Source organism: Bradyrhizobium sp. CB3481, from assembly GCF_029714305.1.
GTDB lineage: Bacteria > Pseudomonadota > Alphaproteobacteria > Rhizobiales > Xanthobacteraceae > Bradyrhizobium.
On record NZ_CP121647.1, the window covers coordinates 1869432 to 1883085 of the forward strand.

Genomic DNA, 13654 nt, shown 5'->3' on the forward strand with positions numbered 1-13654 from the left:
GACGGATTAACTCGGTGTGGCGTAGTGTCTTAGCCGAAAATCGCTTTATTCTTCTCGCGCAACGCGGGCCTGAAGGATCGTCAATCGGGCGGCATTTCCCCAGACATTGCCCCCGCCACTGAGCAGCACGACTGAATGGCCAACCGATCAAAATGAACCTCATGAATGGGGTAGTCGCATGCGGATCGCCATGATTGGCACGGGCTATGTGGGACTGGTGTCCGGCGCCTGTTTCGCCGATTTCGGTCACCACGTCACCTGCGTGGACAGGGATGCCGACAAGATCGAAGCTCTGCGCCGAGGCAAGATTCCAATTTTCGAACCCGGCTTAGACGAGCTCGTGGCCTCCAACGTCAAGGCCAGGCGCCTGGATTTCACCGCCGACCTTAACAAGCCGGTCGCGGAAGCGGATGCCGTGTTCATCGCCGTCGGAACGCCGTCGCGGCGAGGCGACGGCCACGCCGACCTCACTTACGTCTATAGCGCGGCGCGCGAGATCGCGGCCGCGCTGTCCGGCTTCACCGTTGTGGTGACGAAATCGACCGTGCCGGTCGGCACCGGCGACGAGGTCGAGCGGCTGATTCGTGAAGCCAATCCATCAGCCGAGGTGGTGGTGGCCTCCAATCCCGAATTTTTGCGCGAGGGCGCCGCGATCCGCGATTTCAAATTCCCCGACCGTATCGTGGTCGGCACTGATGATGAGCGTGGGCGCAGGGTGCTGGAGGACGTCTACCGGCCGCTGTCGCTCAACCAGGCGCCGCTGATGTACACCGGGCGCCGCACGGCCGAACTGATCAAATACGCAGCGAACGCCTTCCTCGCTACCAAGATCACCTTCATAAATGAGATCGCCGATCTCTCGGAAAAGGTCGGCGCAGACGTGCAGGAAGTAGCTCGCGGCATCGGGCTCGACAATCGCATTGGTACCAAGTTCCTTCACGCTGGCCCGGGCTTTGGCGGCTCCTGCTTTCCCAAGGACACCCGCGCCTTGATTCAGATCGCGCAGGATCACGACGTGCAACTGCGCATCGTCGAAGCCGTGCTCGGCGTCAACGACAACCGCAAACGCGCGATGGCGCGCAAGGTCGTCAACCTTGCCGGCGGCTCGCTGCGTGGCAAGACCGTCGCCGTGCTCGGCCTCACCTTCAAGCCGGATACCGACGACATGCGCGAGGCGCCGTCGATTCCACTGGTGACGGGCCTACTCGACATGGGCGCCAAGGTGCGCGCGCATGATCCGGCCGGTATGGAGCAGGCGAAGAGGGAGTTGCCCGACATCGACTATTGCGACGATCCCTACGTCTGCGTTCGCGGCGCCGACGCGCTCGTGATTGTGACGGAATGGGCGCAGTTTCGCGCGCTCGATCTGGAACGGCTCAAGCGTGAAATGGCGAAGCCCGTCATGGTCGATCTGCGCAACATCTATCGCGCTGAAGACATGGCAGCCCTCGGCTTCATTTACGAGGGCATTGGGCGGCAACGAAGGATTCGGTTCGATGTTGTGGAGGGTGGCCGAGCCAGGGTAGCATCATCCAGGCGACGCTAGCCTTGGTCAGGATGCTACGATTGCTCTCGGATGTGCTTACGGCGTTGAAGCAAGCCAAAATAGCTTTTTCTTTAGTGGAATCCCCCTGACAACGCCGCGCTGAGTAATGGGGCACCTCAATACGGCAAGTAGAAAGGGCGGTCGACGAAGCGGGGTCGAAGTGCCTTCCAAGGACGCCATGTCGGATCAGGCAATATTGGTCACGGGAGCGGCGGGTTTCATCGGCTTTCATGTCGCTCGCCGGCTGTTGGCCGAAGGCCGCGCCGTTATCGGGCTCGACAGTCTCAACTCCTATTACGATCCGGCGCTGAAACGCGCGCGGCTGGATATTTTGTGCGGGAAGCAGGGTTTCGCGTTTGAGCAGATCGATCTCGCCGATCGCCCGTCCGTGGAGCGCCTGTTCGCCCAGCACCGTTTTGCGCGGGTGGTGCATCTGGCGGCGCAGGCCGGCGTGCGCTACTCGATCGATCATCCGCATGCCTATGTCGACGCCAATCTCGCCGGCTTCGTCAACCTGCTGGAGGGATGCCGGCACCATGGATGCGGCCATCTGGTCTATGCCTCGTCCTCGTCGGTCTATGGCGCCAATACCAAGCAGCCATTCTCGGTGGACGATAGGACCGATCATCCGATCAGCCTCTATGCCGCGACCAAGAAGGCCAATGAGCTAATCGCGCATTCCTACAGCCACCTCTACCGGCTGCCGCTGACGGGCCTGCGGTTCTTTACCATCTACGGCCCCTGGGGCCGGCCCGATATGGCGTATTTCATCTTTACCAAGGCGATCGTGGAGGGCACGCCGATCAGGCTGTTTAACCATGGCCGGATGCGGCGCGATTTTACCTATATCGGAGATGCGGCCCAGGCGGTCGTGCAACTGGTTGACCTGCCCCCACGCGACGGCGGCGAGCGCGCCGGACCGCCAGCGAAAGTTTACAATATCGGCAATAATCATCCGGAAGAGCTGATCCATGTGGTAGCGGTTCTGGAGCGGGAGCTCGGCCGCACGGCGGTCACGGAAATGTTGCCGATGCAGCCCGGAGACGTGACTGAGACCTTCGCCGATGTAACCGAACTGATGCGCGACACCGGCTTTAGGCCGCAGACCTCGATCGAGGACGGGCTGCGCGAGTTTGTCGCCTGGTATCGCGACTACCACCGGATTTCAGGATCCATCCCTTCACAGGTCAGCATAGTTGAAGGATGAAAGAACTAACCTGAACGCAATCAGGCCGGTATGGTCACGTGATGAAGTCCCGCTGTCGCCTGACCTTGCTAGCCGAGAGGCGGCCCCGCCACCAGTCAACGGTTCGTTCCAGTCCACGCCGCATGGGCACCTGCGGTGACCACCCTGTTATCTTTGTGAAGCTGCTACAATCTGCAAGTAGCGCCCGCACTTCCGAATTTGCCGGCCGTAGACGTTTCTCATCCTGCAGCACCGGCTTTCCGCTCGACGAAAGATCGACAATGAGATCGATCAGATCGGCGATCACGATCGCCCGCCCGCTGCCGGCGTTGTATGCCTGACCAAATTCGATGCCATCGGCCAAGCCGGCGGCCATGAATGCAGCAGCGGTGTCTGTAACAAATGTGAGATCGCGCACCGTTGTCGCATCTCCAACCATTATAGCAGGACAGGAGGGATCAAGCGCCTGACGTATAATACTGGCGATGATCGCTCTTTCGCTTTGTCTCGGTCCAAAGGTGTTAAATGGCCGGAGGATCACGACCGGGACTCCGAAGGACCTCGCATAGGCCTCTGCCATCATGTCCGCGCCTATTTTGGAGGCAGAGTAGGGCGACTGTCCCTGTAGCGGATGGGATTCATCGATCGGCATCTTCAGCGCAGTGCCGTAGACTTCGCTGGTCGAAGTGTGAACAATGCGCTCAATTCCGTGTTCGCGCGCCGCCTCAAGCATATGCAAAGTACCTAGCACATTCGTCTCAACGTAGGACTGCGGCGCGGCATAGGAATGAGGAATAGCGATCAGCGCTGCCAGATGGAAGACGATCTCGTGGCCGCGTACCAGGCGGTCAACAAAAGCAGCATCGCGAACATCCCCGCGCACGACACGGATTTGCCACCGCACCGCCTCCGGCAGATCGTCGAGCCAACCATGGCTATCGAATGAATTATATTGCGCAAGAGCGGTAACTTCGGCTCCCTCCGAAACCAGCGCTTCAGCCAGATGAGAGCCGATGAATCCATCGGCTCCGGTCACAAGAACCTTTGCACCAAGATACTTCTTTGTAGCAGGTGTCCATGTCATGTTGCCGACTCGCTTCATCGATCCTTTCGAGCCATGGACTGCGCAACGATTGCGCAACCGGCACGAACAACCCAACCGATATCGGAAGCCGCGGTTCGCCGAGGATAGTAGGCCAGGTCAATTTTCGCTTTGGCTGGAAAGACGACTTCTCGATAGAAGTCCTGCACGCTGCTGCCCGCTGGAAAAAGCTTGCTTTCGTGTCGGAAGATGACTTGACAGGGTCCAAACAGGCCGGGCTTGTGTTCGAGTATCTTTTCGAAGCCGTTGGCGAAACAATCGGCAAATGCAAGCGACTCCGGCCGCGGTCCAACAATGGACATGTCCCCGCGCAGGACGTTCCAGAATTGCGGCAACTCGTCCAACTTGAAAGCAGCGAGGACGCGGCCAATCCTTGTTAATCGATCGTCATGTTCCATCGTGAGTGGACTGCCGCGGTCGTCACAGTCGGCTCTGAACTTTCGGAACTTATAGATGCGAAATACCGTTCCATTCTGTCCGAGGCGAAGCTGCGAATACAGAATGGGGCGGCCGCTTTCGAGCCAGATTGCTGCCGCGAGAATAAGGAATACGGGCGCTAAAACGATTCCGGCGACACCGGCACTTAGGATATCAATCGAGCGCCGCAAACTCATGTCTCCGGCTGAAGATCGCGGGCTAAGCTGGTCAATTGTGGTGCTCATGCCTATGCCACCGCGCTAGTGAGAAGCGGCGCACCAAGCGCGACCGCCAGGGAGTGAACCACATGCTCGACGTCGGCTGGGGTCATCCCAGGATGAAGCGGCAATGTAAGCTCCCGTTGAGCGAAATCTTCGGTGTTCGGCAGCGGCGTACTTGGATAAAGATCGCTATAAAACGTGAGGCGATGCACCGGCGGATAATGCACAGTGGTCTGAACACCAGCTTCACGGAGTTGGTCGATGAGTGATTGCCGGTCGGCTGCTTTCGGCACAACGATTGGAAAAATATGGTGCGCGGACAGCCACGAGGCGTCGAAGGGCACCATCACGGACGGACAAAATTCGAGAATCAGCCGACGATAGTAGTGCGACAGATGTCGTCTTGTATCATTCCACCCCGGCAATTTTCTCAGCTGTACGAGACCAACTGCGGCGCGCAGCTCGTCCATGCGGTAGTTAAAACCGAGCATTGTCACGTCATAATCCGGACTGCGAGAAGCCAGACGCTGCCGAGTGTTGCTCGTCATTCCATGCGATCTGGCCCGCCTGATCATATCGCTCAAGGCTCGGCTTCGCGTAATGATCGCTCCGCCTTCAGCCGTAGTCATGTTCTTGTTGCCGTAGAAACTGAATGCGGCCGCTTCACCGAACGTTCCGACCGCTGGCAAGCCTGGCGCATGAGCGGCGTCTTCGACCAGGTGCAAGTCTTTGCTGCGAGCGAAAGCTTGCCAGTCTTCACGGTCCGCCAGGTAGCCGGCAAAATGCACCAGGATGACGGCTTTCGTTCGCGAAGTGCACTTGGCCTTGGCGTCATCCAGCGACATCAACGGGACGGCGGTTGAATCCACATCAACGAACACAGGTCGCGCGCCTACGTAGAGAACGGCGTTTGCCGTTGCGACGAATGTCAGAGACGGAACGAGAACTTCGTCGCCCGGCCCAATACCGAGCGCGTGCAGGATCAGATGCAGCGCCGCCGTGCAGGAGCCGACGGCGATTGATTCGTCGGCGCCATGCATGCGGGCGAACACCTGCTCGAATTCGTGCACGCGATCTCCCATGGTCACCCAGCCGCTATCGATGACAGCGGCGAGGGCAGCCCTCTCGTCTGCTCCGAGTACCGGTTCTGATACCAACAGCATATGCACGCCTTCCCGTTCGAGCCAGGTGAAAGTGGCAAAACATTTTGCCGCGCGGCACTACCTCACGCGGCAATGGAGACCGCGGACGCGGGAGACTGCTCATCCCACGCGACATCCTGGGCTTTGAGGAAGTCGTCGACACGGCCAATATCGAGCCATAGGCCGTTGTGCTTGAAAACGTTCACAGGCGCTTCGTCCTCGAGCATCTGGAACATCAAATCATCGAAGCCAAACGGGACGCCCGACGGGATGCGTTCAAGTATGATGGGATCCATGCAATAGATGCCCATGCTAACGAGATGCGCCAACTCCGGCTTTTCGCGGAATCCGGTGACACTTCCATCTGTCTCGTCGATCACGCCAAAGTCCATCTTGGTGATACGAGTTGCGGTGGCGATCGTGACGCCGGCATTGTGCTGCCGATGGCTGTGGATGAACTGGTTGAGATTGAGGTCCGTCAACACATCGCCGTTAAGGACCAGGAACGGTTCGTCAAGCTCTTCGCGCAGCAGCGATAGCGGACCTATCGTTCCAAGCGGTTCAACTTCCTGGGTGTAGGAGATCCGCATATTCCACTGATTGCCGTCGCCAACGACGCTGCGGATCAGATGCCCCAAATATCCAGTCGTAATGAAAACGTCCCTGATCCCGTTCCGCCTCAACCATTTGAGCACGAGTTCGAGAACAGGCCGCGCACCAATCGGCATCAGAGGTTTTGGCAAGATCGATGTGTGCGGACGCAATCGAGTGCCTTTTCCACCGCACTGAACCACTGCCTTCATCTTGGTCCTCCGGGTTGCTGAGCGCGAAATGATCACGCGTGAGGTTCATCGCTTCGATGCGAAGTCACGCGAGGATACTCTCACCCGCGTCCTTTACGCATGACTACCCCGAGTTATAACCAGCAAGTGTTACTGCTTCGAAGCGCACAGTTGCTCACCAATGGATGCTAAGCGCGACGAGATCACATTTGACGAACGCCCGGCAACGCAGGCTATCCGTCATGCTTCGCAATGCTCCGCGAACCGCCCCTCACAAAACAGACCAGACGGCTCGCATTGTGGTCCGCAGGGTTTCATCCAACGGCCGGCTCGTATCGATCTTGATCGCGGTAGTTTGGGAAGCCTCGGTCCGGCTTTCTAGTTCCCAACGTCGCCGTACAGCCGCGGCATCGGGGCCACCCTGCTTCACGCGGCGGGCGTCCCTTTCGATTGTCGTCTCGATCGGAGCCTCCAGGCAAAGCAGGAGGTCCGGCTTCGGCAAGCCCTTGTAGAGAGCGCCTTCCCGATTCATCAACCAACGCTTCAGCGCAGAGTTGCAGTTTGCCAACGCAACTTCATCAAAGCAGCAGCTATCGATGGCTCCCACGCTTTCCGAGGGATACCGGTCTGCGATGACGACGGAGCCGCTGCTCGCAGCCCGCAGAGCGCGGCTAAGTAGCTTGCGGCGATCGTAGGCAAGGAGGGTCATTCGCAGAACGTATAGCAGCGAATACTGCTTCTCGCGGCGACGTTCAGGTTTCTGGTATTCTCCAGCGCGTTCCTTTGAGAACAGATGGCGCGCCGCCGGAACGAGAAGGCGAGGTAACAGCGTAAGCACCGTCGCGGGCGGCTTGCCGGCGTGAATCGGCAGTACGTTGAGATGCTCGCCTAGGCGAGTAGACAGCGCGTGCGCGATAGTGGACTTGCCGGTTGCTTTCGGTCCGACGAGTGCAATGATCATTCCGCCCGTCTGCGGCACAAGGTCGCCACGCCGCCTTAATCGTTTAACAAGCAACGAGAGCACTCGCCAGAGCCGGGAAATAGCTCCGCGCATCATGCTCAGCCTGCGCAATTCCCGCAGCCGCCGGGCGACGCGCCAGCCAAGGACGACGCGTCGAAACAAAGCGTGCTCGGCCTCGATGGCGTCCAACAGCTGTCGAAACAAAGGCGGATCGATGCTCGGGAACCAAGCCGCGCAAAGCGCCTCAGCGCGCTCTGTATTCGCTGCCTCGCGCAGCCAGTCCAACTCCTTCGAAACAGTTCGGTAGTGGCGATTTGCCATCAAGATCTCGATTGGGCTTGTGTGCTTGAGTGCGACGCGAAGCACGAAAAGCACCAGCTCCGCTTCGGGTGTTGGGACCCTCACGCCATGCAGGTAACGGGTTTGCTCCAGGAGAAGCCTTTCGATTGGCAGCCGGTAATTCTTGACCAGGCTATCTCCGCTCACGATCTGGAAATAAGCGTGCACGTGCACAACGTCGGCGCTTGCCTGGTCGAGTCCCAACGCGTGGAAGACGCCTGGGTGCCCGATGCCGGATCGCGATTGCGTCAGCTTGAAGCCATGTTCGAGCAAGACGGCGTGGAATAGCCGGGCATCACGTTGGTCGATGAGGAGATCAATGTCTTCCGCAGCCGCAAGGGTCTCTTCTAGGCGGATATTGCTTTTCCAGTGGCAGTGGCGGATTCCCTTCTGTTCAAGCGAGTTGAAGAGCCTCCGGACGGCCGCTTTGCTCGATATTTCTGATCCAGCTTCGTCCGATTTTACCGATACGGCTTCTCTTCCCCAGTGCGAGGCGTCCAAACTTTCGACCTTTGCAGATACCGTCTCCTGACGCATCGCACGATCCTCGTAAATTCAGAATCCTCGTCACGCTGCAACCGATGGAAGGTTAGGCCATGAGCAACCCGCCATGGAGGTCGATCTCGAGCATGCGGCCGTCGCTGACATGAGATGCTCCGTAATCGGCGACATAGAGGTTTAATATGCCGGGATCATCGTTGGGGTCACTGCTGGGCGCGAGCACCAGGTCCTTGACGCCCGCCGCCGTATTGTTCGTCTCATGACGGTATCCCTCCAGAACGTCTATTTTCTGGAGGATGTTGCCACTGTGGTCGACGGCCCAAATATCAGGGCTGAAGCCGCCGCCTACATAGAAGACGTCGTGAGTTGCGTCGTACGTCAAAGCCTCGGAGTCCATGATCTCTGCCGGCAGATGGATGACCGAAAAGACTTGCGTGCCGGTGTTATCGATCTCTACGATTGTATTCGCTGTCGGACCCGGGACCTGATCACCATTGACGATGAACAGGTGGCCGTTTTGCGGATTGACCGCCACGTCCTCGGGATCATTGCAGCCCAGCTGCTTGATATCAAATTCCCCAAGCTTGACGGTGGGATTGGCTGGATCAACCCAGTAGATCTTGAATTTATCGTCATCCGAGATGTACAGGCGGTTCGTTCCGGAATCGTAGGCCAGGCCTGTGGGCTCACGCGTGAAATCCAAGAGGCTGAACGATTGGACGAGGGTTCCGTCCGGTTGCAGCTTCCACATATTGGTGGAACGGAAGAACGGGCTCTCCTCAACTTCCGAATCGGTGACGAAGAGTCCCATTCCGGGCACATAGGCTATTCCGGCTGGATCGGTGCTGCCGAGCGCCGCCATGTCGGTGCTCCCGACAACTTGGGGGCCTAGCGGCTCGATGGAGCCATTGGCCGTGGCGCCTATAATGGAAAGTGCCGTGCCACTCGCCACGCCTGTGGCGGACTCAAGCTGGAGCGTGAAGGACTCGACGGCCTCCGCAACATTGTCGCCGAGCACATCGATCAAGACCGTGGCGCTTGTGCTGCCGGCAGGTATCACGACCTGGCTGTGGGAGACCCCGACGAAGTCGCTGCCGGCGACGGCGGTGCCGTTCATCGTGGAGTAAGTCAGAACGACATCTTCGTTCCACGGAGCGGACAGATCAATCCTGAAGGCCGCGTGGGCGTCGTCGCGTTCGGGCGCCGGGTCCGACGAAGTGCTTATGGTGACAGACGGGGGAGAAGTCGTCACCGCGAAATCGGCGGCGCTCAACGTGACGCCCGAGTTGAAGGTAGCGAGCGCAACGCCGTGCGAGAGGCCGGCGCCATCGGCGTCCCACATGAGTGTCCAGGTCGAGGCGGTGGATGAGAATACGAACTGCCCGTGACCAGAGGCCGTGCCCTGTATTGTGCTTGCCGAACCTGCAACAGCAGCGAAGTACGCGGGATCGAGGACCAGCTTGCCGGTTCCGTCGGCAACTAGGCCGTGACCTAGGCTCAGGCCATAATCCGCTGCATAAATCCCGATCTGATCAACACCAGTCGAATAGTCTCTGACCTTGTCAGTACTCGTTGCGTCGGGAAAGCGGAAGACGAACGTGTCCGATCCTGCGCCTCCCCAGAGCTCGTCCTTCCCGGTGCCGCCGATCAGGATGTCGTCACCCCCGTTTCCGTAGATCAGGTCGTCACCACCCTGTCCGCTCATCACGTTGGCCGCATCGTTCCCGGTCAGCCTGTTGGCGAGGCCATTTCCTGTCCCGTTGATTGCCTCCGTCCCTTTCAGCGTTAACTTCTCGATGAATGCACCGAGCGAGTAGGTGATCGTGCTTTCGACTGCATCTACGCCGCCGTCATCGATCCCGGGGCTCGTCGTTTCGCTCACGACGTCCGCAAGATTATCGACCCGGTACAGATCGTCGCCCGCCCCGCCATACATGACATCAGCGCCGGCGCCGCCATCCAACAGATCGTTTCCGGCGCCGCCATAGAGCTGATCGTCGCCGTCCTTGCCATAAAGCCGGTCCTTGCCGCCAAAGCCATAGAGCTGTTCACGCCCGCTGCTGCCGATGAGATCCTCATCCGAATCGGTTCCGAGAATTTGTCTGAATTCCGGGACTCTCATGGCACACCTTTCTGGATGACGGACTCTCCATCCGAGATGAGGGACTTACATCCGGGCCCGACGCGAGGCCAGTTGCTATTCCGGGGATTAGACGATCTCCTTCAGGATTACCTATTCAGACCTCGGCAAGAGCGCGAGCGCTGGGTTGTGGCAGCAGAGCCGACTTATGTCGCGTTTCGCAGCACCAACGAAGAACGATGGGCGTCGCACCGCGATCAGCATAAGACGGAAGGACACCACCGCGGGGTAACCCACATTGATAACTCCCCGGACTCCTGCCAGGGACCAACTATGGACAGATGGACAAGACGATGGGGTGAAATCGGCGGCCGCGTACGAAACTGCGTTGTTCGCATGGTTCATTCGATCGCCTACTTCGATCATCTGTCCGCAACTCGAAGACGTCTCATGCAAATGAACGAAGACGCGCGAAAAATTCCTCTCTAGCCTCTTCAACTCACCGCCCTTTACCGAACTGGTATGACCGAAATGTTGATTGTTCTTGCGTTTCAGTAGCCTGCAAGATCGAGATGGGCGTCGCGCGGGATGAGCAGTCTCCCGTATCAGCGGTATCCATCGCCGCGTGAAGCAATGCCGCGACGAAATGCGTTGCCACTTTCGCGTGGCTCGAACGGGAATGCGTGCACATGCTGTTGCTATCAGAACCGGTACTCGGAGCAGGCGAGAAGGGTGCTCTGGGCTCAATTATCGATAGGGGGTGGTAATCACATGACGCTCCGGTTCGGTCGCGAAATCGTTCTATGGTGCAGCGTCTTCATGGCACTCGCCATTTCAAGGACCGTCGCAACGGAAACAATCGAGGCGGCGCAACCCGTCCTTGCACCTCGCATGGACCTGCCGGGCTATCTCGTACCGACCGTCGATACGTCCATAGGCACCACCTTCGTCCGTGTGACTTCACCCGAAAGCCCCTTGGGGAACGGACTGGCCTGCAGACGCTCCTACTGTACGCATCGCTATTCCAGCGCGCAGGCCTGGAATGCCGACCAGACCCTGCTCCTTATTGTCAACGGTTGTAACGGCTTGTGCTTCCTCGACGGGAAAACATACGCTCCGCTTTTTCAGCGACGTCGCTCTGACGGTGAATGCGAGTGGCATCCGCAGGATCCTGAACTCATGATTTGCGTCGGTGGGCAGCGGATTTCGCATTGGGCTCCGCGGAACAATAGAGAAAAGGTGGTCTTTGATTTGGATGGATATCGTGGAATCCGGTTTGGCCCTTCCAAGGGCAATCCGTCATGGGATGGGAACCGTATCGCGGTGCGCGCCACAACCCGGCAGGGAGCCCTTGTCGCGTTTGCGGTCGACCTTTCGGCCCGCGAGAAATTTCCAGATATCGATCTGGCAAAGCTTCCCGGGAAAAACAGCTATTGCGGCATCTCCCCGCTCGGCCGCTACATATTCTGCCAACAGGTTGGGGCCACGGATCAGGGATTTGTCTTCGACATCGATGGCACTTTGGTTCAGAGCTGGACCGAGCATCATCGGCCCGGCCATGGCGATATGACAGTCGACGAGGACGGTAGTGAAGTCTATGTCGGCATCAGCAAGTCAGATCCCGACAAGTACCAGGTGATCAAGCGGAGACTCAATGATGGACTGGTCACCGCGCTGGCTCCATATGGCGAGGCTCAGCATGCTTCGACGCGCGCGATACGCCGCCCAGGCTGGGTTATCGTGAGCTATGCCGGTAATACGCCGGCGTCAGCTCAACGTCCGCGTCAGCCTCCATTTGCTCAGGAAGTAATCGCGCTGAAAATTGACGGGAGCGGAAAGTTTCGACGGATCGCACACACGGTGAACGCGCCGTACGACTACCGGAGCGAAACACATGGTTCTCCATCCCCCGACGCATCGCAGATCATCTGGTCGAGCAATTGGGGCCGGGCAGGGGGGCCGGTTTTCGATTTCGTCTCCCGCCTCAGCTGGGAGGACCGCGATGTTCGGCAAGGAGTGGCACAGGGAGATCGTCCATGAAGAGAAGAAGGCGCGGCAATATCTTCAGCTTTGTCTCGGCGGTCTTTTTGGCGGGAACTGTTGTATCCATCAGCAGCGGCAGCTGCTTCGGAGCTCAATATAAACTCGCGCCAGGTGACACGGTCGAGGTATCGATCGGCGGTTTGCCCGATCAGCGTAGTCGAGGGCAGATACAGATCGACGGCACCATTGCTCTTTCCGGCGTAGGTACGGTGGAGGTTGCAGGGTTGACTCCATCGGAGATGCAGAGCCGCATCGAAACACTGCTGCAGTCAAAGATACTGCGTCATCGCTCAGCTGACGGCCGCGATCAGACGTTCGTCATCAAGCCGGGCGACGTTACCGCGAGCGTTGTGGAATATCGACCGATCTACGTTTCCGGCGACGTGCTAACCCCCGGTCAGCAGGCATATCGGGCTTCGATGACGGTGCGGCAGGCGGTCGCGGTCGCGGGAGGCTTCAGCTTGTTGCGCTCGCGCGGTCACCTCGGCGCCGTCGATCCGGCGGATCTTGTTCGCGATTATGAATCGTTGGCCACGGAGTACGTCAAAGAGTACTTCCACATCGTCCGCATCAACGCAGAACTTGACGGCCGCGACACCTTCGATCAGTCCGTGCCAAACGATGTTTCTCTGCCCGCGGTGGTGGTTACCTCTGTTGTGCGGGCGGAGGCGGAATCCTTGAAGACCTCGCAAAATGACTTCCGTACTGAAAAGCGCTTTCTACAGGATGCAGTAACACAAACCGATACCCAGATAGCAACCCTAAAGAAGCAGTATGAGAGCGAAGAAAAAGGCGTACAAGCCGATGAGGAGGAGCTTCAACGGGTGCAGAAGCTGCTCGGTTCGGGCCTCCTGACGAGTCCGCGCGTCACCGAAAATCGTCGCGCTCTTCTGATGTCGTCGACGCGTAGTCTGCAGACCAATGTCGAGATGATGAGACTTCAGCGTCAGCGCCACGATCTGGCGAGGCAGATCGAACGGGTTGCGAGCCAGCGAAGCATCAATCTACTCAAGGAGCAGAAGGACTCCAACGTTCGCCTGGCGGACCTTCGGGTCAAAATGCTGGCCCTGAGTCAGAAAATACAACCGATAGGTGGGACAGGCGCGTTGCCTGTCGGCACAGGAACTCTGTATCCGGAGGTGACCGTCGTACGAAAGCTTGGCCAGCGATGGGATAGGATTTCAGCGTCCGTCGATTTCGATGTAGAGCCAGGTGACGTAATCGAAGTCTCATTGCGTCCGTCCGCGACCGCGGCCGCTGCCAAGCTGTCGAATTAACAAGGAGGGAGTACCCACTTCGGATAGCCCCCTGTGCTGCCGAAGCCGAGGTCCGAT

Annotated in this window: 10 protein-coding genes; 4 read left to right on the plus strand and 6 right to left on the minus strand. The window is 58.6% G+C overall.

Annotation, left to right across the window (positions count from 1 at the left end):
* Positions 1-178: 178 nt before the first annotated feature.
* Together QA643_RS08980 and QA643_RS08985 are read left to right on the plus strand one after the other, a co-directional pair.
* Positions 179-1546, plus strand: a complete 1368-nt coding sequence (locus QA643_RS08980; RefSeq protein ID WP_283032830.1) for a UDP-glucose/GDP-mannose dehydrogenase family protein — start codon at positions 179-181, stop codon at positions 1544-1546.
* A 178-nt stretch (positions 1547-1724) separates the two neighbouring features.
* Positions 1725-2753: an NAD-dependent epimerase gene (locus tag QA643_RS08985; RefSeq protein WP_283032831.1), complete on the plus strand. Its 1029-nt coding sequence runs from the start codon at positions 1725-1727 to the stop codon at positions 2751-2753.
* Positions 2754-2787: 34 nt separating this feature from the next.
* Here QA643_RS08985 and QA643_RS08990 read toward each other — a convergent pair whose 3' ends face one another.
* The 6 genes from QA643_RS08990 to QA643_RS09015 form a co-directional block, all read right to left on the minus strand.
* Positions 2788-3834 (minus strand): SDR family NAD(P)-dependent oxidoreductase, encoded by a 1047-nt coding sequence (locus QA643_RS08990; protein ID WP_283032832.1) that lies wholly within the window; start codon positions 3832-3834, stop codon positions 2788-2790.
* Entirely contained in the window at positions 3831-4496 is a 666-nt protein-coding gene (locus QA643_RS08995; RefSeq protein WP_283032833.1) for a sugar transferase, read from the minus strand. The genes QA643_RS08990 and QA643_RS08995 overlap by 4 nt, the downstream gene beginning before the upstream one ends.
* 2 nt (positions 4497-4498) lie before the next feature.
* Complete coding sequence (locus QA643_RS09000) at positions 4499-5635, minus strand: DegT/DnrJ/EryC1/StrS aminotransferase family protein (RefSeq protein WP_283032834.1); 1137 nt, start codon at positions 5633-5635, stop codon at positions 4499-4501.
* Between the two features lie 62 nt (positions 5636-5697).
* Positions 5698-6417, minus strand: coding sequence for a sugar phosphate nucleotidyltransferase (locus QA643_RS09005; RefSeq protein WP_283032835.1), 720 nt, complete (start codon positions 6415-6417; stop codon positions 5698-5700).
* 250 nt (positions 6418-6667) lie between these two features.
* Positions 6668-8233 (minus strand): hypothetical protein, encoded by a 1566-nt coding sequence (locus tag QA643_RS09010; protein ID WP_283032836.1) that lies wholly within the window; start codon positions 8231-8233, stop codon positions 6668-6670.
* A 52-nt stretch (positions 8234-8285) separates the two neighbouring features.
* Complete coding sequence (locus tag QA643_RS09015; protein ID WP_283032837.1) at positions 8286-10319, minus strand: Calx-beta domain-containing protein; 2034 nt, start codon at positions 10317-10319, stop codon at positions 8286-8288.
* Positions 10320-11048: 729 nt separating this feature from the next.
* Between QA643_RS09015 and QA643_RS09020 the strand changes: the two genes are divergently transcribed.
* Complete coding sequence (locus QA643_RS09020) at positions 11049-12317, plus strand: hypothetical protein (protein WP_283032838.1); 1269 nt, start codon at positions 11049-11051, stop codon at positions 12315-12317.
* Complete coding sequence (locus QA643_RS09025) at positions 12314-13597, plus strand: polysaccharide biosynthesis/export family protein (RefSeq protein ID WP_283032839.1); 1284 nt, start codon at positions 12314-12316, stop codon at positions 13595-13597. The genes QA643_RS09020 and QA643_RS09025 overlap by 4 nt, the downstream gene beginning before the upstream one ends.
* The last annotated feature ends 57 nt before the right edge of the window (positions 13598-13654 follow it).

Excerpts from the sequence above, each read along its gene's own strand:
- QA643_RS09020 (WP_283032838.1), top strand. The coding sequence starts at position 11,049 with ATGACGCTCCGGTTCGGTCGCGAAATCGTTCTATGGTGCAGCGTCTTC.
- QA643_RS09000 (WP_283032834.1), bottom strand. The coding sequence starts at position 5,635 with ATGCTGTTGGTATCAGAACCGGTACTCGGAGCAGACGAGAGGGCTGCC.
- QA643_RS08980 (WP_283032830.1), top strand. The coding sequence starts at position 179 with ATGCGGATCGCCATGATTGGCACGGGCTATGTGGGACTGGTGTCCGGC.
- QA643_RS09005 (WP_283032835.1), bottom strand. The coding sequence starts at position 6,417 with ATGAAGGCAGTGGTTCAGTGCGGTGGAAAAGGCACTCGATTGCGTCCG.
- QA643_RS08990 (WP_283032832.1), bottom strand. The coding sequence starts at position 3,834 with ATGAAGCGAGTCGGCAACATGACATGGACACCTGCTACAAAGAAGTAT.
- QA643_RS08995 (WP_283032833.1), bottom strand. The coding sequence starts at position 4,496 with ATGAGCACCACAATTGACCAGCTTAGCCCGCGATCTTCAGCCGGAGAC.
- QA643_RS09025 (WP_283032839.1), top strand. The coding sequence starts at position 12,314 with ATGAAGAGAAGAAGGCGCGGCAATATCTTCAGCTTTGTCTCGGCGGTC.
- QA643_RS08985 (WP_283032831.1), top strand. The coding sequence starts at position 1,725 with ATGTCGGATCAGGCAATATTGGTCACGGGAGCGGCGGGTTTCATCGGC.
- QA643_RS09010 (WP_283032836.1), bottom strand. The coding sequence starts at position 8,233 with ATGCGTCAGGAGACGGTATCTGCAAAGGTCGAAAGTTTGGACGCCTCG.
- QA643_RS09015 (WP_283032837.1), bottom strand. The coding sequence starts at position 10,319 with ATGAGAGTCCCGGAATTCAGACAAATTCTCGGAACCGATTCGGATGAG.